This is a genomic window from Pseudoalteromonas sp. CnMc7-15, from assembly GCF_022347925.1.
In the GTDB taxonomy this organism is placed as follows: domain Bacteria; phylum Pseudomonadota; class Gammaproteobacteria; order Enterobacterales; family Alteromonadaceae; genus Pseudoalteromonas; species Pseudoalteromonas ruthenica.
Window position 1 is genome coordinate 42994 of sequence record NZ_JAKRFT010000001.1, and the last position, 17897, is coordinate 60890.

General features: G+C 47.8%; 20 protein-coding genes. 5 read left to right on the forward strand and 15 right to left on the reverse strand.

Going from position 1 to position 17897, the window contains the following annotated elements; all coding sequences use genetic code 11:
• Positions 1–6 precede the first annotated feature (6 nt).
• Complete coding sequence (locus tag MHM95_RS00205; RefSeq protein WP_239383882.1) at positions 7–897, forward strand: DMT family transporter; 891 nt, start codon at positions 7–9, stop codon at positions 895–897.
• Here the strand turns inward: MHM95_RS00205 and MHM95_RS00210 are convergent.
• From MHM95_RS00210 to MHM95_RS00240, 7 genes are all read right to left on the reverse strand, one after another.
• Complete coding sequence (locus MHM95_RS00210; RefSeq protein ID WP_239383883.1) at positions 866–1549, reverse strand: M15 family metallopeptidase; 684 nt, start codon at positions 1547–1549, stop codon at positions 866–868. The genes MHM95_RS00205 and MHM95_RS00210 overlap by 32 nt on opposite strands.
• Positions 1546–2676, reverse strand: coding sequence for a succinyl-diaminopimelate desuccinylase (gene dapE, locus MHM95_RS00215; RefSeq protein WP_239384267.1), 1131 nt, complete (start codon positions 2674–2676; stop codon positions 1546–1548). The genes MHM95_RS00210 and dapE overlap by 4 nt, the downstream gene beginning before the upstream one ends.
• Positions 2676–3029, reverse strand: a complete 354-nt coding sequence (locus MHM95_RS00220; protein WP_045978657.1) for an ArsC family reductase — start codon at positions 3027–3029, stop codon at positions 2676–2678. The genes dapE and MHM95_RS00220 overlap by 1 nt, the downstream gene beginning before the upstream one ends.
• Positions 3030–3034: 5 nt before the next feature.
• A complete protein-coding gene (locus MHM95_RS00225) occupies positions 3035–3529 on the reverse strand; it encodes a PTS glucose transporter subunit IIA (protein WP_239383884.1) in 495 nt (164 codons plus the stop codon).
• Entirely contained in the window at positions 3526–3909 is a 384-nt protein-coding gene (locus tag MHM95_RS00230; RefSeq protein WP_022943642.1) for an ACT domain-containing protein, read from the reverse strand. Before MHM95_RS00230 ends, MHM95_RS00225 begins: the two co-directional genes overlap by 4 nt.
• A 248-nt stretch (positions 3910–4157) precedes the next feature.
• The gene (pta, locus tag MHM95_RS00235) at positions 4158–6323 is read right to left on the reverse strand and encodes a phosphate acetyltransferase (protein WP_138510216.1); all 2166 of its coding nucleotides are present in this window, start codon (positions 6321–6323) and stop codon (positions 4158–4160) included.
• Positions 6323–7525: an acetate kinase gene (locus MHM95_RS00240; protein ID WP_239383885.1), complete on the reverse strand. Its 1203-nt coding sequence runs from the start codon at positions 7523–7525 to the stop codon at positions 6323–6325. Before MHM95_RS00240 ends, pta begins: the two co-directional genes overlap by 1 nt.
• A 177-nt stretch (positions 7526–7702) precedes the next feature.
• Here MHM95_RS00240 and yfbV point away from each other — a divergent pair, with 177 nt between their 5' ends.
• The gene (gene yfbV / locus MHM95_RS00245) at positions 7703–8149 is read left to right on the forward strand and encodes a terminus macrodomain insulation protein YfbV (protein ID WP_022943645.1); all 447 of its coding nucleotides are present in this window, start codon (positions 7703–7705) and stop codon (positions 8147–8149) included.
• Here yfbV and rlmA read toward each other — a convergent pair.
• Genes rlmA through xthA form a run of 3 tightly spaced genes read right to left on the reverse strand, consistent with a single transcriptional unit; the run spans position 8134 to position 10375 of the window.
• Positions 8134–8943: a 23S rRNA (guanine(745)-N(1))-methyltransferase gene (gene rlmA / locus MHM95_RS00250; protein WP_239383886.1), complete on the reverse strand. Its 810-nt coding sequence runs from the start codon at positions 8941–8943 to the stop codon at positions 8134–8136. The genes yfbV and rlmA overlap by 16 nt on opposite strands.
• Positions 8940–9563, reverse strand: coding sequence for an energy-coupling factor ABC transporter permease (locus tag MHM95_RS00255; RefSeq protein ID WP_239383887.1), 624 nt, complete (start codon positions 9561–9563; stop codon positions 8940–8942). Before MHM95_RS00255 ends, rlmA begins: the two co-directional genes overlap by 4 nt.
• Positions 9564–9571: 8 nt before the next feature.
• Positions 9572–10375 carry an exodeoxyribonuclease III gene (xthA, locus tag MHM95_RS00260; protein WP_045978660.1) on the reverse strand — a complete coding sequence of 268 codons (804 nt, stop codon included), beginning with the start codon at positions 10373–10375 and terminating at the stop codon, positions 9572–9574.
• Between the two features lie 316 nt (positions 10376–10691).
• Between xthA and MHM95_RS00265 the strand changes: the two genes are divergently transcribed.
• Positions 10692–11129 carry a hypothetical protein gene (locus MHM95_RS00265; RefSeq protein WP_026110933.1) on the forward strand — a complete coding sequence of 146 codons (438 nt, stop codon included), beginning with the start codon at positions 10692–10694 and terminating at the stop codon, positions 11127–11129.
• A gap of 114 nt (positions 11130–11243) precedes the next feature.
• Here the strand turns inward: MHM95_RS00265 and glsA are convergent, their stop codons facing one another.
• The 5 genes from glsA to MHM95_RS00290 form a co-directional block, all read right to left on the reverse strand.
• Complete coding sequence (gene glsA / locus MHM95_RS00270; protein ID WP_239383888.1) at positions 11244–11978, reverse strand: glutaminase A; 735 nt, start codon at positions 11976–11978, stop codon at positions 11244–11246.
• On the reverse strand, positions 11920–12252 hold the full coding sequence (locus MHM95_RS00275; protein ID WP_239383889.1) for a glutaminase: 333 nt from the start codon (positions 12250–12252) through the stop codon (positions 11920–11922). The genes glsA and MHM95_RS00275 overlap by 59 nt, the downstream gene beginning before the upstream one ends.
• Before the next feature lie 141 nt (positions 12253–12393).
• On the reverse strand, positions 12394–13782 hold the full coding sequence (locus MHM95_RS00280) for a DcaP family trimeric outer membrane transporter (protein WP_239383890.1): 1389 nt from the start codon (positions 13780–13782) through the stop codon (positions 12394–12396).
• An 8-nt stretch (positions 13783–13790) separates the two neighbouring features.
• Positions 13791–14882, reverse strand: a complete 1092-nt coding sequence (locus tag MHM95_RS00285; protein ID WP_239383891.1) for a DUF481 domain-containing protein — start codon at positions 14880–14882, stop codon at positions 13791–13793.
• Between the two features lie 89 nt (positions 14883–14971).
• Positions 14972–16267 carry an anti-phage deoxyguanosine triphosphatase gene (locus MHM95_RS00290; protein WP_239383892.1) on the reverse strand — a complete coding sequence of 432 codons (1296 nt, stop codon included), beginning with the start codon at positions 16265–16267 and terminating at the stop codon, positions 14972–14974.
• Positions 16268–16428: 161 nt separating this feature from the next.
• On the opposite strand from MHM95_RS00290, the gene MHM95_RS00295 reads away from it, so the two are divergent.
• Complete coding sequence (locus MHM95_RS00295) at positions 16429–17244, forward strand: glucosaminidase domain-containing protein (RefSeq protein WP_239383893.1); 816 nt, start codon at positions 16429–16431, stop codon at positions 17242–17244.
• Positions 17237–17887: a DUF2987 domain-containing protein gene (locus MHM95_RS00300; RefSeq protein ID WP_239383894.1), complete on the forward strand. Its 651-nt coding sequence runs from the start codon at positions 17237–17239 to the stop codon at positions 17885–17887. Before MHM95_RS00295 ends, MHM95_RS00300 begins: the two co-directional genes overlap by 8 nt.
• Positions 17888–17897: the final 10 nt, after the last annotated feature.

Genomic DNA, 17897 nt, shown 5'->3' on the forward strand with positions numbered 1-17897 from the left:
ACCACTATGCCCTCACTCTCTCGGTATGCTCCTTGGTTGTATGCGCTGCTGAGCATGCTCGCATTTGCTGCTAATTCCTTACTCAATCGTGAGGCTTTGGCCATGGTGCATATTGATCCGTTGAGCTTTGCCGCCGTTCGCACCGTTAGCGGCGCCTTAATGTTAACACTCCTGGTGATGTGCTCTACGGGTCGGCAAGGCCAAAAGAAATCGGTGCGGGCAGCAGGGGGCAGTTGGCTCGGGGCAATAAGCTTAGCCGTTTACATGTTTGCTTTTTCGATTGCATACATTAGCTTAGATGCTGGCCTAGGCGCCTTGCTACTGTTCAGTGCAGTGCAGTTTTGCATGATCTCATGGGCCCTGTTACACAAAGAGCGCTTCAGCGTTTTGCAATGGGTGATGCTACTGCTGGCGATGACAGCCTTTTTCATTTTGCTGAGCCCACAGGGCACGGATGTGCATTTAGGGTATAGCGGTATTATGATAGTCGCCGGTATCGCGTGGGGTAGCTACAGCATACTCGGGCAAGGCCGCAAAAACGCGACCTTGGCAAGTGCAGATAATTTTCAACGTGCGGCAATGCTTTCAGTGCTAGTTATGGTTGGAGTGTTGGTATCACAACAAACATTATTTGCTCACCCCAAAGGGCTTGTGCTTGCTTTCGTCTCGGGTGCTATAACGTCAGCACTTGGGTATGCCTTGTGGTATCGGGTTATCCAGCGCATTAAAGCCAGTCAAGCGGCGGTGATGCAACTCAGCGTACCGCCGCTGGCTATGTTAGGTGGGGCTGTCTTGCTCGGTGAGCGCATTGACGGCACTGCCATGATCAGTGCCGCCGTATTAGTGGCTGCAATCGGCGTGTTTATTATCGCGCGGCAAAAACAGGGCCAACATTAGTAACAAACTGCGTACACAGGGTATCGAGGTGCGCCATGATTGTCTCATTGCCAGCCACGTCACTGTCGCGCAGGGCATCGGCGATGGTGCTCGGATTTTGCCATGGCAGCAAGATACTGGCGCTGGTTATATGGCTAATGTGCCACGGCTCCGGCGCCACGCCTCCGCGATAACAATCGTAAGGTCGGTAAAAGCCGTACTCGACCATGTGCTCATCCAACCATTGAGATAACTTTGCAAAAGGCCCTGTGGGTGCATATTCTTGCTGCGTTAATGCCAGCGCATAGTCGTCGCTGACAGCGCCATTGTCCCAGACATCAAAGTCAGTACCAAAATGATGCCGACTGGCACCGGGGAGAGCTGAAAATAACATAATAGCTTGGCATCGTTGCAAAGTATTGAGGTGCGACAACTCGACTACCTGCTCATTGATATCTAATACACTACGGTGGCCATTAAATTTGGCATTCCAAATCGCAGCTTGGCGTGAGAACGAACGAAACGCCGAGGCTACGCGTAAATCAATACCGTCCTTTGCAGCCCCGCGCTGCAACCGCTTCAAATCGTGTAGCGCCTCATGGTGGACAGATTGATGTTGATAACTGACTAAGTGCTCGTCACTTCGCCCTGTGGCACACATCGCTAGATTCATGTGAGTAAACGTTCCAAAATTCCCTCATAAATGAGCGCAAGGTTGTCTAAATCAGCACAACTGACGCATTCGTTCACTTGGTGAATAGTTGCATTACGCGGCCCAAGCTCGACGACTTTTGCCCCTGTGGGGGCGATAAAGCGGCCATCTGAGGTACCGCCGCTGGTTTGCAACTCGGCTTGATAACCCAATTGGCTATGAACTGCTTGTTGGACAGCGTCAATCAGCTCACCCGGCTCAGTGATAAAGGGTTCACCATTGTGCACCCAACTGAGCTCATAGGGGAGCTGGTGTTGTTGTAACAATTGCACAACGCGTTGCTGCAGTTGTGGTGCCGTTACTTCGGTGCTGTAGCGAAAGTTAAATTGCACCTCTAAATCCCCTGGAATTACATTTCCGGCTCCGGTTCCTGCATTTATATTGGAGATTTGCATGCTGGTGGCAGGGAAGTATGCGTTTCCCTCATCCCACTTTTCAGCGCACAAAGCGTCTAGAAAACCAGTGGCGCGATGGACGGGGTTATCGGCTAAATGGGGGTAAGCTACGTGCCCTTGTTTACCTTTCACGGTTAAAAACGCAGTTAATGAGCCACGGCGGCCATTTTTAACGACATCAGCTAACTTATCTGTGGATGAAGGCTCGCCGACAATACACATGTCTATGTGCTCATTACGTGCTTGCAGTGTGTCGATAACCCGAGTGGTGCCATTAATAAAGGGTCCTTCCTCATCAGAGGTGATAAGAAATGAGATTGAACCTTTATGATTAGGGTGTTTTTTTACGAAACGCTCGGTTGCTACCACCATCGCCGCCAATGACCCTTTCATATCAGCGGCACCGCGCCCATGTAAATAACCATCGTGCTCTGTGGCGGCAAAGGGTGGGAATTGCCATTGGCTCTCATCGCCGGTAGGTACCACATCGGTGTGCCCGGCAAAGCAGACATTGGGCGGCTGATTATTACGTCGTGACCAGGTGTTTAGGGTATCAACAAAAAACATCGGCTCATTGTTAAAGCCCACCTTGGCTAAACGTTCACTGATCACATGCTGGCAACCGGCGTCATCAGGGGTCACCGAGCGCCGGCGCATCAGCTCTTTAGCTAGGTTTATGACATCACTCATAATTAGCTCTTAGCGAACATGTTGTCGTAATCGGCCGCTTTATAGCCAATTAATGCCTGATCGTCAGTGCGTAGAATAGGGCGCTTGATTAACGCCGGGTGTTCAACCATTAATGCCATGGCGCTGTCTTTATCAAGCTGCTGTTTTTGCTCATCACTGAGTTGGCGATAGGTGGTGCCTCGTTTATTGACCATGGTTTGCCAACCAAACAGGGCTTCGAGTTGTGCCAGCAGGTCACTGTCGAGACCGTGTTTGCGATAATCGTGAAATGAATAATCGACGCCCAAATTATCTAAGTGCTTTTTCGCTTTTTTAATGGTGTCGCAATTACTAATGCCGTAAAGAATGATGCTCATGAAATCTACTTCTTGTGATAAATGAATAACAAAGGCTCAGCGCAATGTGCCTGCTTGTGGCTAAATAATATCTCTGCGCTAAAACGTGTGTGGGTCACTATCATAGCGACCCGAGGTGCCGATTTAAACTGGCGTAGGTCAAAGTAAGCGAGTTGCATCCCTTTGCGTACAGGGGTGCAGTTAAGCGCCGATAGTTTTGCCTTGTTCGTTAGCGTGGGCTCATCGCTGTGTAAATGCACTAATATATACACGCCGTTATTGCTTTTAAAGCGCCATTGTTTGGCACCCATATCAACGCTGAGTAGCTGACCGTCGCAAGGGGCTACCAACTTATGTGAATGCATCTCGATACACACCCCAGCGCCAAGTAACCCATGTGCCATAAGTGCACTGGGCAGGCAACTTAAAGGGTGCACTTGGCCGCTCACAGGAGCACACAGTGTTAGGGTGGGTGAAGGGGGTAACTCAGCTGGCAAGCAAAATTGACTAACTTGGCTCATGAGCGAACGGTGTAACCTTCTTTTTTAAGTGTCGACATGGCATTTTTTGCCTGTACGCGTTTAACCAAAATATAGTCTGTATCAAAGGTAGATACAGCAAAAATGGAAATGTTCGCTTGTGCCAACACGCCGGAAATATTAGACAATATACCCGTAAGCGAAAAGCCAAGGGGACCGAGTACTTCAAAGGCCACCCAGCCTGGTTCTTGCTCTAAACTATCAAGCTCAATATCACTGTTGCATACAACGGAAAGCTCTTCAGCTGTTTTGGCAACGAAATAAAACTCGCTTTGGGTAATGGCTTTGGGGATCTCGCTGGTGCTCTCAAAGCTATGAATCGTAAAGTCGTTCGCAAGCAATTGTAGCGTTTGTTTAGCCATAACGATCCCCTTTGAGGTTAAAGTTAACTTATACCGAAAATAACTCGACGGGTCTAGGGACTTTGCTTTTGCTTAGTTAGATTATAAGCAAATCCAACATAAATGGGTATTAAGAGTGGGGTCGAGGTAAGGGCCATGGTGACAAAATAAGTTGCTAACAAAAGCTGTGGATAAGTTTGGGGGTAGCGTGGTTAATAGTCTATAACTTTATGAAAAGGCAGCACTTATTTGTGCTGCCTGATTATTGTTCAGGCGTCGCTCAGTTGCTCAGCCGCTTGTTGTGCTTGAATTGCTGTCAGTGCAATGGTGTAGACGATGTCATCTACTAAGGCACCACGGCTTAAGTCATTCACCGGTTTACGCATGCCTTGAAGCATCGGGCCAATACTCACTAACTCGGCGCTTCGTTGTACAGCTTTATAGGTGGTATTGCCGGTATTCAAGTCAGGAAATATAAACACTGTTGCCTGTCCGGCGACCGGGCTATTTGGGGCCTTTTTGCGCGCTACATTTTCCATGATCGCGGCATCATATTGCAGGGGCCCATCAATGATCAGGTCGGGACGTTTTTGTTGCGCTAATTCAGTGGCGGTCCGTACTTTTTCGACGTCGGCGCCCGCGCCCGAGCTACCGGTGCTATAGCTGATCATCGCCACCCTAGGTTCAATGCCAAAAGCGGCCGCTGAATCTGCCGACTGGATAGCAATATCTGCCAATTGCTCCGCCGTTGGGTCTGGGTTAATAGCACAATCGCCATAAACCAGTACTTGATCTGGCAGCAACATGAAAAAGACCGATGATACCAGAGATGAGCCTGGCGCCGTTTTAATCAACTGCAGCGGTGGGCGAATGGTGTTGGCTGTGGTATTGACAGCCCCAGACACTAGCCCATCGACTTCGCCTTCGGCTAACATCATGGTGCCTAGCACAACGTTATCTTGCAGCAATTCCTCGGCGACAACATGGGTAAGACCCTTGTTCTTACGAAGCTCAACCATAGGTGCAACGTAGTTAGCGCGGATGCTGTCAGGGTCAACAAGTTGAACATAGTCATTGAGTTCCACGCCCTGTTGCTCAGCGATACGCGCGATCTCTTGAGGGTCGCCCAATAGCACAGTCCGGGCAATGCCGCGCTCACCACAAATAGCCGCAGCCTTGATGGTGCGTGGCTCTTCGCCCTCCGGCAGGACTACGGTTTTGTTGGCTCTACGAGCCTTATCGGTAAGCAAGTAACGAAATGCTGGCGGCGAGAGTTTACGTGTTTTCTGCGAACTTTGCGCCAAGCTATCGAGCCACTGACTATCGATATAGGTGGCTTGGTGCGCCTTAACTTTATCAACGCGCTGTTCATCATCGCAGGGCACTTCAAGGTTAAAGTTATGCAGCAATAATGACGTGCGCCACGTATCGTGCTCGGTAGCCAAAATAGGCAGGCCGGTTTGTTCCATAGCCTGTTGGCACAGCGCCATAATACGGGGCTCAGGTTCAATATCACCGGTGAGCAAAATGGCTCCTATCTTGGTGCCGTTCATCGCCGATAAGCAACCTGCAACTAACACATCTGAACGGTCCCCCGGTGTAACCAGTAACACCCCGGGGGAGATATGGTTAAGTAAGTTAGACACGGTGCGCGCACAAAAGGTTACGCGACGTAAACGCCGATGCAATAAATCGCCTTGATGAATCACTTTAGCATCAAGATACTGTGCTAAATCGATGGCTCTTGGAGCGACCAGCTCGAAATCCCACGGGATGCTACCGAGCAAGCGAAAGGGTTGCCTGCGAAATAGCGGCATCGAGGCTAAACGGTGCAGCTCATTTTCTAGTTGCTCCGGGTTGAATTGCTCAACCAAGTCGGCCCGTGCTCGGCCTTGCTCATCAAGCGGCGCATTCACTTTGTTAAAGATACAACCGAGCACACGCGGGTGACTGATGCCACCGTAATTGCCAGCGGCTATCTCAATTTTGTCCTCTAACTCCTCTAAAGAGTCATTACTGGGAGTCACTACAAACACAATATCAGCGCCAAGAGTCTGGGCTATTTCTCGGTTCACACGCCCCGCATAAGGTTGGTTTCTGGTTGGTACCATGCCCTCAATGATGGCAATTTCATCATCATGAATTGCACTTTCAAAACGCTCAACGATCTCTTCAAGCAAGGTATTTCCTTTGCCATCGCCAATCATATTTTCAGCGTAGGTCAAAGAAAATGGCTCCGGTGGATTGATGCTAGAGCCGATTTTCACGATCGCAGTCGATTTCTCAGGTCCACACTCGCCACGACGGGGTTGGGCAATGGGCTTAAAGAAGTTTACTTTGATGGCTTTTTGTTCCAAGGCCCTAACTAAGCCTACGGATACAGAGGTAAGGCCGACACCCGTGGAGACGGGAATTAGCATAATACGACGTGACATTATGACACTCCTTTTGCTAGGCGAGCGGCATCTAGGCAAATCATCCACTCCTCATTGGTGGGGATCACCACCGCCTGAGCACGGCTGGTTGCCTTGGTAATAACGCCTAGGTTGCCAAAGCGGGCCGCAAGGTTACTCTCTGGATCAACATGGATATCTAAAAAGGCTAAATGGGCGAGCACTTTAGCGCGAATAATGTCTGAGTTTTCGCCAATGCCTCCGGTAAAGATAAGTGCATCGAGACCAGCAAGCGGTACTAAATAAGCAGCAATCTGCTTAGCCAGTCGGTAACAGAAAATATCCAGGGCCAGGGTAGCCTTGGCATTGCCAGCGACATGCGCCTCTTCTATGGTGCGACAGTCATTGGATAATTCGCTGATCCCCAACAAGCCACTTTGCTTGTTGAGTATGTCGCTGACTTCTGCACTGGCATAACCTAGTTGGTTAGTCAGAAAGTCAAACAGTCCCGGGTCAATATCACCACTGCGAGTGCCCATCACCACGCCCTCTAAAGGGGTGAGCCCCATGCTGGTGTCAACACTGCGGCCATTTTTTATCGCACACACCGAGCAGCCATTGCCGAGGTGGGCACTAATGATGCGGCTGTTATCTGCATCTAATCCAAGCTCTTTAATAGCCATTAAACTCACATACGCATGACTGGTACCATGAAAGCCATAACGTCGCACACCATGGCGCTCATATAATGAGTAAGGCAAGGCATACAAATAAGCATGCTTAGGCATCGTTTGATGGAAGGCGGTATCAAATACGGCAACCTGAACGAGCTCAGGAAATGCCGCCTGTGCAGCCCGAATGCCCGTTAGGTTTGCCGGGTTATGCAATGGCGCCAATTGTGCCGTTTGAGTAATGGCATCAATAATATGGGGAGTGATAATCTGCGAGCCAGTGAATTGTTCGCCGCCATGCACCACACGATGACCTACGGCGATTAAATGTTGGCTCAAAGAAAAATTACCAATAAGCGTGACCAGGGTATCGATCGCTGTTTGGTGATCGGCGCCCTTAGGTAAGGCGTTAGTATGCTTGTCGCCAGCAAATTTATACTTTAAGGTGGCGTCGTCACTGTGCAGACGTTCTGCTAATCCAGTGAGTAGTTCATCGCCAGAGTTGGCATCCATAACAGCGAACTTCAAACTTGAGCTGCCACAATTGAGTACGAGGACGTGTTGTACAGACATTAAATAGACCTGTGGTTGAATGTAGGAACGTGAACCCATCAATGAACTTAGTCGGGCGCCAAAAGATTAGCTATAATCCTTAGGTGAACCTAGTGCAAAACTAGACTAAGGTATAATTGATAGGTGATATATATTTTACCTTAATTTCAGACATAGCGTTAGTTGTTAGAGGCGCAAATGCAAAAAAGTCTTATTTCGCAAATACAGCAAGGTCACCAATACACAAAAGTGTGGCCGCTACGGCGTGAGCTAGCGCCGCTGTTTATAGAAAACAGGGTGGTGAATGCCACGGCCTTCGCTATCAAAATCATGCCTGCGGTGGCACTGACAAGTTTAGTGATTCAGCTTCAGGTGTTGGGGCAACAGTTTTTGGGGCCCGCTCTTGCATGCGCCTTACTGATCTTGTCTTTACCGGTGCAAGGTTTATTATGGCTCGGAAAACGTGCTGAGACACCGCTGCCACCAAGTATGGCACTGTGGTATCGTGAACTTCACGAAAAGATGGCTGCACAAGGATATCAAGGAGCACCAGCAAAAACTAAACCTTGCTATATGGAGTTGGCTAAGTTGCTCCGTGATATGTTTGAAAAAATGGATAAAGCCTTTCGTCAGGATATTTTCTGATACACCGTAATGAAAAACTCGGCGTCGATAGTCACCTCATCGGCGCTTGCCAAATCTGCCATTTGAATTTCACTGAACTTCCATGCAAAGGGTGTCATCAGGGCTAAATCTCTGGCATCTTCTCCAGGCAATGAAATTTGCTGTTGTAACAACTGTTGCCGTTGCCGATTAAATCCGGGCGGTGTGTCAGGAGCAGTGTGCTCGCGCACCTGTTGATATATGAGCGCTTTTAACTGCGCTAAGTGTCTTGGCCCTGGCGAAACAACAATAAGGTGGCCGTTGTCCTGTAACAAGCGTGCACTTTCATCGGCGAAAATAGGAGCAAATACGCTGCTCACCACACTGGCGCAGCCACTGGCCATAGGCATTTGTTTGGTTGACGCCACGGCAAACTGACAACCAGGGTAGCGCTTGGCTCCATAACGCACGGCAGGTTTTGCAATGTCAATACCATGAACAAGCTCTGGGTCTTGGAATTGCGCTGCCATTGCTGCGCTATAGTAGCCTTCACCGCAGCCCATATCGACAACATAACCTGTTCCCGAATAACACGCCGAGACTTCTCGTGCCAGCGCATCGCGCATAAATTGGTAGTGGCCCGCATTTAAAAATCGTCTTCGCGCCTGCACCATGTCCTGGTTATCTCCAGGTTGTTTGGATTTTTTAAACTGTACCGGGAGCAAGTTGACGTATCCCTCTTTGGCATAATCAAATTGATGGCCCTTGGCGCACACCAACGCTTGGTTTTGACGTTGCAGCGGTTGCTGGCAAAGAGGACAACAGTAAGCACTCATTGAGAGAGGTATTCCTTATCATAAAAGGTGCGCACCCAGTGTGGCCGATAGATCACCATCAACGTCATGGCCATGCCATTTAGCATCGCTTCGGGAAACCAGATCAGGGCGCTTAAAAATAGGTAGTTTTCAGTGAGCGTTACCCAATCATAATTACCGATAAACCAAAAATAGCCGGCACCGACAAAAATTTTCAGGCAATTAGCCAGTGCTGCACACAAAAAGCTACAAACAAAAATATAGATGAACAGATGCCGGGGAAGGGCGTGATACACCACAATAAATAATAAATAGCTAAAATAAATAGGGATCAGCGCCGTCAGTATGATGAAGGTTGCTGCACTTTCAATACTGACCACGGAAAACGCCAGCAACAAGGCCGTTGCTAATACACTGGCCAGTGTCGCTAGGCGCCAGCCTAAGATCAGAGTGACCGCAGTGACGCCAAGAATATGGATATCTAGGCCCGGGAATATACCTGCCTTGATACGCCAAAGTAGTGCCAGTACTAAGGCGCAGGCAAATAAGCCTTTTTGCCGAGCAGGATGCGCTATCAACCCGGTTAAACTGGCTTTATCGATGCTCAGGGCAAGGATAATTGCAAGTATGATATAGCTCATGGCTGCGTTTAAAAAGTGCTCCAAATTGGGGCGTGATCAGAAGGCTTTTCAATGCCTCTTAACTCATAATCAATGCCGCTGTCACTCAGGGTGCTCGCCAATGCCTTGGTCGCCAAAATTACATCAATTCGCAGTCCTCGGTTATCATCGAAGCCTTTCGAACGATAGTCAAACCAAGAAAATTGGTCGTCCGTATCTGGGTGGCATTGGCGATAGGTATCGACCAAGCCCCAGGCCAGCAGTGTATCCAGCCACTCGCGTTCTTGTGGTTGAAATGAGCATTTTCCGGTTTTTAGCCAACGCTTTTTATTCGCTTCACCAATACCGATGTCTAGGTCGGTTGGGGAAATGTTGATATCCCCCATAACGGCTAATTTACTGTCAGCGTGGTAATGGCTATCCAATTCAGTCATCAAATCAGCATAAAACTGTCGTTTATAAGGGAACTTGGTTTCATGATTGATGTTATCGCCTTGCGGGAAATAGCCATTTAGCACCGTAACATCATCACCATGGCTATCTTCCACAGTAACGGCAATCATCCGTTTTTGATGATCATCGGTATCGGTAGAGAAGCCTTTTTTCACCTGCTTAGCGGGGTTTTTGGTTAGCATTGCCACGCCGTAATGACCTTTCTGCCCGTGAAAATACACGTGGTAGCCCATGGCTTCAACATCGGCGACAGGAAATAAGTCGTCATGTACTTTAATCTCCTGAAGGCCAACGACATCAGGGTTGTGTTTTTCCAATAGCGCCTGCAGTTGGTGTAACCTTGCGCGAATGCCATTGATATTAAATGAGATAAGTTTCATGTCCGGAGATCCTTTTGCACTAAATAACGGCGTTGTTGGCAGTATACCAAGCCCGTCGACAAGTAAAAATGGCTAGGCTTTTGTTTCGATTAGAAATGCAGTCTTACTGAACGAGTCGACATTTTTAAGATGATTGAATTGTGAGCAAAAAGTACAGCTATTAAGCATTTGTTACATGATAAATGTGATTACGTATATGAATTGTTAATTCTTTAAAATATTTTTAATTGCATAGCTAATGCAGTTGACATCGTATTTTGTGGATATAAAATTCAGTTCAAATTTTGATCACCCGTTCATTTTTGTGGAGTCTTACATGACCAAACTTACTGCCCTTGTTATCCCTTGTTTATTCGCTACTTCAGCTTTTGCCAGCACAGAGCGTGTTTATTTTGCTAAAAACGACAGTATTGAGTCTCAGGTCTGCGTAGCAGCTGCGAACCAAGGTTTAGCGGCAGCAAAAGAGCTAGGTGCAAAACATGGCATTCGTGTAAGCCGAGTGTCTTCTAGCTTGTACTGCAACGGTCAAGATATTCGTGATATCGCTAAAAATGTGACGGTTGAAAACGCAAATAGCGACACCGCAGTGAGCCTTTACGCTAAAAATAATCAGCGAGAGACACAACTATGTTTGGAAGCTGCGCAAAAAGGTTTAAGCACATTAAGCCTACAGAACAAGCGTCTATCTAACCTTCGTTGTAACGGCCAGCCGGTTAAAGAATTTGTTAAGCGTTACCGTAATGCTGCAATCTAATGAGTGATTGAGCTCGCTCAGTCATTTTCCACAAGTTGGATATCAAAACGCACCTTGAAAAAGGTGCGTTTTTCGTTGCATCGTTGATAACGAAGTCAATGCGGATAGGGACAATTAATCAAGATGACTAAATATATTGGCGTTGGCCTTATCGGCGATATAATCTATCGCCCGCTGAGCGCGAACACTGTTGCCAGCCTCATCAAGTTTTGGTGAAAAAGCAGCAATAGCAAACTTGCCTGGCATCACCGCGATAATGCCACCACCGACACCACTTTTGGCCGGTAAGCCTACTTGAAACGCCCAGTCGCCACTGGTTTCATAAAGCCCTGCGGTAGCCATCACCGCCAGCACACGTTGAACATTTTCTGCTGTCATTAGCGCTTCGCCAGTGACTGGGTGCGTGCCACCATTCGCGAGTACGGAAGCCATCATCGCGAGATCTTTGGTCGTCACTCCCACTGAACATTGACGTGTATAGATATCTAAATTCATATCCACATCACCGTAGAAGCGGTCATAAGACTTAAGCAGTTCAGCGATAGCGAGATTGTGGCCATTGGTTGCCGACTCTGATTGATATACTTCGTTCATCACCGCCAGCTCTCGGCCAGCAAATTGATCATACCAAGTAGCAATCGACTGCCATTTTTGCTGTGTCTTATCACCCTCTAGCAGACTCACTGTGGCCATGGCCCCGGCATTGACCAGTGGATTGACTGAGCGGTCTTGGTTCAACTCGATGGCAGCAACAGAATTAAATGGCAACCCTGTGGCGTTGACGCCGATTTTATCGACTATTGCTGCGCTGCCTTGCTGCTCCATGGCTAAGGCGAGCGTAAATACCATTCGAAATGGACTGAATTGAAAATGTGGCGTCAATATCCCCTTGAGTGAATACTTGACCATCAGCGGTGACGATAGCAATGGCAAATAAACTGGAGTCCACTTTGGCCAGAGCCGGGATATAATCGGCATTGGCTCCTGCATTGGTATCTTTGTATAAAGCATGAGCAGTATTGAGCACTTGCTCGACCTTCTGTGGGTCATAAGGGCGAGCCAAACAGGCGGTACTGCACAAAATAATGAATGATAAAAAGGCTGAACTTATCCACGTTTTCATTGTTTCACTGTCCTATTAAGGGTGTTGAGCACACACCCGGGCCGATAAAAAGGCCATAACATCAGGGCGGCGATTTAAGCACGCGCCTTATGAACCAAAGATTAAATGCTTGCTAAGCGATAACGCTAGTAAATCATCGCTTCAATACTTAAAGCCAAATGAGGTTTGCAGGCGCAGGTTATCAGCCTGCTCACCAGCAAAATTCTCTACTTCCCCGTATTGTAGCTCCACGCCTAAACGGGACATCATAGTTGGGTTCCAAATAAGGTTAATAGTGCTGTAGAGACTGTTATTAAATGCTCTAGCGTGTTGCGTAGCAAGGTTATCAACGTCGACGTAGCTTACCCCTAGGCTAGATGTAAAGCGCTCACTCCATTGCTTATCGAGATACACAAACCCACCACTGATACCGATTGCTTGTAAATCACCGTTGCTGTTTAAGACTGCATCGCTGCCCCCGGTGATAGCGCTGTATATACTGCAACACGGGTCATTGATATAGCGGGCGATGCCTTCGCCAGTTGCAAATTGGAACTTCAATAAATGTGCCTTATCAAGGGCATAATTGCCGGTGACATTGATACCCCATCCTGTTACCGAGTCTTCTTGGGTCGATGTTTCAAAGCCTAAGCTACGTAGTAATAGGGCGGCTTTTATGTAGCCATCTGTGAAACGCTGCTGATAACTGAGCGTAGCGTCTGGCCAATCGTTCTGCTCATTGAAAGAAAGGGTCGCGGGGTCGATATCTCGAGGAAATGCCAAGTCGGCGTCAGAGCGCTCCATGGTCACCATCCATGTTGCCCCCGATGCGCTTTGTTCAGTGCGATAGCGGATTTGAGGTTGACGGGTAAACACCATGGCAGTGGGACCCCAATAATCAATGATGTTGGGGAAGGAATTAATGTCCATAAACCCGGAAAAGGTTTGTCCTGCCCCCCAATTCCCAAGCTCACCCCATAGGTGAGTCAGGTGAAAATCGGCATTACCTTGGTCATCAAACATATCGAATTCAAAACGCGTGGTCATATCACCATAGTGGGTGGGCGTATGGCTGCGAAACGACAGCTTAGATTGGCCAGCGCTCAACAGCGTGTTGTCGTTGGTGGTGTTGTCATCATAAGCAATAGAAGAGGTTTGAAAGCCGGCACGATTCGTCATTTCGCCGTCATTATAGATAGCATCAAGCCAAATTTGTCCACCTAGTTGCAACGTCGTCGTTGAGTCGCTTAAGCGAATACTTTTGGCGGGGGCGGCAAACCGGTGACTCGGCCGGGTGGTGTCATTAAAGAGCACTTGCTGCGCCTCTATCGCTGAGACCTTGGCATTATTGGCCACTACTTGGGTGCGTTTTTGTTCGCGCTCCAATGCAGCGATTTTTTTATCTTTAGCAGCCAACTGCTTTTCTAGCTCGCTGAGGCGCTGCTCAAGCGCACTGAGACGCTGCTCTATACTTTGTGCATGACTATTGGCGCTGTATAACAGCGCAGACAAGAGCGCTGCGGTGACAACATTTAATGGCAGAAATTTCATTGGCTCTCCTAAAGTTCAACACCCAAAGAAACAATCATCTTATAGTCATCCTGCTTGGGAATACTGCCATCGGCATTAGCCACAGGGGAGGCAAGATGATCCCACACCAATGATAAGTCCAAATCTATGTCGTTAGTTATATCAATAGAAGCGCCAGCAAGAGCATGTTGAGCATTACCACCTGAGGCGTTCTCGGCAAAGGTGAAGCGATAGTCAAACTTTAAATCTACATTGGTGCGCCATTCGTAATCCAAATTTGACTCAAAATAAAAAGAGGTGGAGGAATTACTGCTATCTTGCCCCGCAGCAACATCACTAAACTCGGTTCGTTGATAGGCTGGCCCCGCACCGATATCCCACTCCAGTTTATCTGTGTCTATCAAGTAGTAGCCAAAACCAGCACCCAGGGTGTATTTGTTATCGATATTTTGGAAAGGGTCGCGGTAATACTCAAAAAATACCGGGCGAAAGTACAGTGAGCTGGTATAAAACCAATCAAAGGTGCCATTCGCTCGGACATTGTTTTCAGTCACCTTATCGTCGTTTGCTGTGCGATCTGCCAGCGCGGTAATGAGTAACCGGTTACTGGCCGTCCGACGTTTTATATCAACACTGGCCGAGAGCTCGGTTTGTTCGGTATTCCCTCTGCTTAAATTCGCGCCTACGCCGACTTTGATAGACCAAGCGCTCAGCTCGTCTTCGGCACTAGGCGCAATAGAAACTAAGTCTTGATAGCGATATTGCGAAGGACTGTTTCCCACAACCACATAGCCACCGGATATATTCAGCGACCCTTGTTGCACTGTGCCGTCATTAAAGCGCACACTGTGAGAGCGCCCAGATATGACCATATAAATATCTTCTTGATCAATGATCAGGGTATCGAGAATATCGCTTTCAAATTCCACCTTTTTGTCATAGAGCGATTTCAGCTCTCCTTTAAGCCACTCTCCGGAATTTAGGCGTAACCAGTCGTATTTATCGGCTTGTTTGATAACGACCTGACGCTCCTCAAGTAAGGTATCAGGCAACGAACCGGTTGTGTTGGCGTTATTGCTAGTACTTATGAGCAACGCCAGTACGCATAAAGGGTAATGCATTGGTGTCGGTCCTTGAATACTCAGACGTTTCGTAATTGCCTCATTAGTTTAGACGAACATAAAGCAATTGCTGTGTTCCTATTATGTAGTTAAACACCGATGGTCGGCGCAAACAACCGTTGATAAGTTTTGTATGCATACTCATCGGTCATGCCACTGAGGTAATCGCATAGCACGCGTAAAGGATTATCGCCCTGTTGCTCGGCTTTACGATAACTCAATGCGGTTGTTTCCGGCAGCAAGCGTAGGGGATCACTGGCAAATGCGGCAAATAATTCCATGATTAGTTTTTGTCCTTTAAATTCAATTTGCTGCATATGGGGGGCGCGAATAAGGCGTTTATAAATAAAATGTTTGAGCGCGTTTAATAAACTCATGTAAGCGCTGGGCAGGATCACTTGATAGCGCAAAATATCGCACCCAAAGCGGCTGTCTGTTTGCTCAAGTCGGGATTGGGTAATGAACAAGTTAACTAACTCACCAATGATGTCTTTGCGCTGCGCTTCACAGCCAAAGAAAAGCCGTTCAGTGATGCGGCTGTCATTTAGCCAAGGACAATCGATTTGAGCAAGTGCTGGCTCGCCATGAGCCTGCCAATCGTGGACAGTGATTTGCTCAGTGGCAATCGCATCTTCAAGATCATGCACCGCATAAGCAATGTCATCTGCCAACTCCATAATGGCGGCATCGAGTGATTTATAACGGGTTTTGTGGCGATATGCATCATACTGCTCATGGCTGGTAAAGCGTTGGCGTTGTGAGTCATCGAGCGGCGCTAAAATCCAATCGAGCAAATCTTGATCATCATTGTATAAGCCTTTCGCCGGACGCCAATCGTGCGCTTTTATAAATTGTTGTTTGGCGTTTTGCTCTGGGTGAGTGTGCCAAAGTGTATCAATAAGCGCTGGATACTTTATAAACCCCAGTAAAGTGCGTCGGGTTAGGTTCATACCATAGCCCTGAGTGTAGGGCTCTAACTTCGCGACGATTCGCAAGGTTTGCGCATTGCCCTCGAAGCCTCCGTGTTCGCGCATCATATAATTCAGGGCAATTTCACCGCCATGGCCAAATGGAGGATGACCAATATCATGGGCTAAACACAAGGTTTCAAGTAATGACTCATCAGGAAGGCAAGTAATATCTGGATGTTGTCGACTAAGATGACGTAATAGACCGCTGCCAATTTGCGAAACTTCCAAAGAGTGGGTTAAGCGAGTGCGATAAAAGTCATTCAGGCCAATACCCATAATTTGGGTTTTGGCTTGCAGGCGGCGAAACGCTGCGGCATGAATAATACGTGAGCGATCCACTTGCCAAGGTGAGCGATTGTCATTAGGCCGGTGTTTGTGTTCATCGGCGCGCCGTTGTTGCCAGATATGCTGCATGGCTTCCTCAATCTGATCCTTTGCACTGTGCAAAGTGTAAACTATAAATAAAACAAAGTCTTTTCAATCACCCGAGTGTTCAGATTGCGTTTTTAAAACAACCATGTTCGCGATATAATGCCGCGTTTTTTGATCTGGCCTTGGGGGCTCGTGGAGGATTCATGATAAAAAAGCTTGGACTGCTAATAACCGTAATAATCTGTGTGACTGCATTGTTATACCCGTTCATATGGGGAACCCGTGTCGCAGACACTCAGCCACGTGAGGAGCAGCCCACTGTAGAAAAGCCAACAGTGCCGGAAAAACCTCTGCACAACGTTAAGCTACCTAATTTTGCTGCGATAAAGGATGTAAAACAGAAAAAGGCGGCGTTCTTCGACTTTATTCGCGAGCCTATTGAAAAAGCGAATGCCAAGTTACGCTCACAGCGTGCAGTGTTAGAAATTGCCCTGATGATGACCCAATTTGATGAGCCACTTACTGATGTGCAGATTGATAAGGTCACCGATATTTTCGCTGAATATGGGCTGGGAGATGAACAAATTAGTGAATTATCACTGCGCCAGGCATTGCGCAGAGTAGATGTGATCCCCAAAGAATTAGTCATGATGCAGGCGGCCAATGAGTCGGCATGGGGCACCTCACGTTTTGCCCGCATCGGACTTAACTTTTTTGGGCAATGGTGCTTTAGTAAGGGCTGCGGTATGGTGCCAAAGCGCCGCAACCAAGGGGCAAAACATGAGGTTGCTGTGTATCAGTCAGTGCAAGAGGCGGTGAATGCCTATTTTTACAATATCAACACCAACAGCGCGTATCGTGAATTACGCGATATTCGCGCCGACTTACGTCAAGCACAACAGCCAATTGATGCCAAGGCGCTGACGTATGGGTTGATGTCTTACTCTGAGCGCGGTGAAGCCTATATTGAAGAGCTGCAAGCGATGATTGACCATAATAGGACTTACTTCGATGAATAAATGCCTTTTTATTGCCACACTAATGTGTTCAATGGCTGTGAATGCGCAGCCAACAGATGAGCCTGTGGTGATGTCTTACGATGGCTTTTACGACCGTATGGAGGTTGTCAACGAGGGCAATTTCCAACACGCTAAAGTCGGCTTTTACTTAAAAACCTATGAAAATGCAGAAATTTGCGTACTAAAGGAAGGCAAAATCGTGACCGAGCGCGAACGCTTTCCTTTAACTTATGATGATAACGGGCAACTGTTCTTGCCCTTTGACAAGCAACTCGATACCCACAAAGCTATGGTCATCGCCACGCCACAATCAGGGCAGTGCCAGTTGAGTATGCAAATTGAAGCACCAGGACCGTTTACACGATTAACCCATGCCCAAACTTATACCATCGAGCAAGAGTTTGATGATTTAATTGGCGACTTATCTGGCTTTTTCGTGGGTACGCTGATGCCGTTTTTGCTACCTGAACATAAAGGGGTGCAACTACACTTTGCTGATACGTTGCCGGCGAAGGTGCCGGACAGCTGGCAGTGCCAAGGCTTGCAATGCAAGGTGCCGATTGAGCAGCAGTGGCAAGACAATAATAACATCTTAGTAGAAGGCACGCAGATTCACCGCATTACGCCATGGATAGCGCAGTAGAGAAAGGAAT

Coding starts and splice junctions, on each gene's coding strand:
- MHM95_RS00205 (WP_239383882.1), top strand. CDS start 7: ATGCCCTCACTCTCTCGGTATGCTCCTTGGTTGTATGCGCTGCTGAGC.
- MHM95_RS00210 (WP_239383883.1), bottom strand. CDS start 1,549: ATGAATCTAGCGATGTGTGCCACAGGGCGAAGTGACGAGCACTTAGTC.
- MHM95_RS00220 (WP_045978657.1), bottom strand. CDS start 3,029: ATGAGCATCATTCTTTACGGCATTAGTAATTGCGACACCATTAAAAAA.
- MHM95_RS00225 (WP_239383884.1), bottom strand. CDS start 3,529: ATGAGCCAAGTTAGTCAATTTTGCTTGCCAGCTGAGTTACCCCCTTCA.
- MHM95_RS00230 (WP_022943642.1), bottom strand. CDS start 3,909: ATGGCTAAACAAACGCTACAATTGCTTGCGAACGACTTTACGATTCAT.
- pta (WP_138510216.1), bottom strand. CDS start 6,323: ATGTCACGTCGTATTATGCTAATTCCCGTCTCCACGGGTGTCGGCCTT.
- MHM95_RS00240 (WP_239383885.1), bottom strand. CDS start 7,525: ATGTCTGTACAACACGTCCTCGTACTCAATTGTGGCAGCTCAAGTTTG.
- yfbV (WP_022943645.1), top strand. CDS start 7,703: ATGCAAAAAAGTCTTATTTCGCAAATACAGCAAGGTCACCAATACACA.
- rlmA (WP_239383886.1), bottom strand. CDS start 8,943: ATGAGTGCTTACTGTTGTCCTCTTTGCCAGCAACCGCTGCAACGTCAA.
- MHM95_RS00255 (WP_239383887.1), bottom strand. CDS start 9,563: ATGAGCTATATCATACTTGCAATTATCCTTGCCCTGAGCATCGATAAA.
- xthA (WP_045978660.1), bottom strand. CDS start 10,375: ATGAAACTTATCTCATTTAATATCAATGGCATTCGCGCAAGGTTACAC.
- MHM95_RS00265 (WP_026110933.1), top strand. CDS start 10,692: ATGACCAAACTTACTGCCCTTGTTATCCCTTGTTTATTCGCTACTTCA.
- glsA (WP_239383888.1), bottom strand. CDS start 11,978: ATGGTATTTACGCTCGCCTTAGCCATGGAGCAGCAAGGCAGCGCAGCA.
- MHM95_RS00275 (WP_239383889.1), bottom strand. CDS start 12,252: ATGAAAACGTGGATAAGTTCAGCCTTTTTATCATTCATTATTTTGTGC.
- MHM95_RS00280 (WP_239383890.1), bottom strand. CDS start 13,782: ATGAAATTTCTGCCATTAAATGTTGTCACCGCAGCGCTCTTGTCTGCG.
- MHM95_RS00285 (WP_239383891.1), bottom strand. CDS start 14,882: ATGCATTACCCTTTATGCGTACTGGCGTTGCTCATAAGTACTAGCAAT.
- MHM95_RS00290 (WP_239383892.1), bottom strand. CDS start 16,267: ATGCAGCATATCTGGCAACAACGGCGCGCCGATGAACACAAACACCGG.
- MHM95_RS00295 (WP_239383893.1), top strand. CDS start 16,429: ATGATAAAAAAGCTTGGACTGCTAATAACCGTAATAATCTGTGTGACT.
- MHM95_RS00300 (WP_239383894.1), top strand. CDS start 17,237: ATGAATAAATGCCTTTTTATTGCCACACTAATGTGTTCAATGGCTGTG.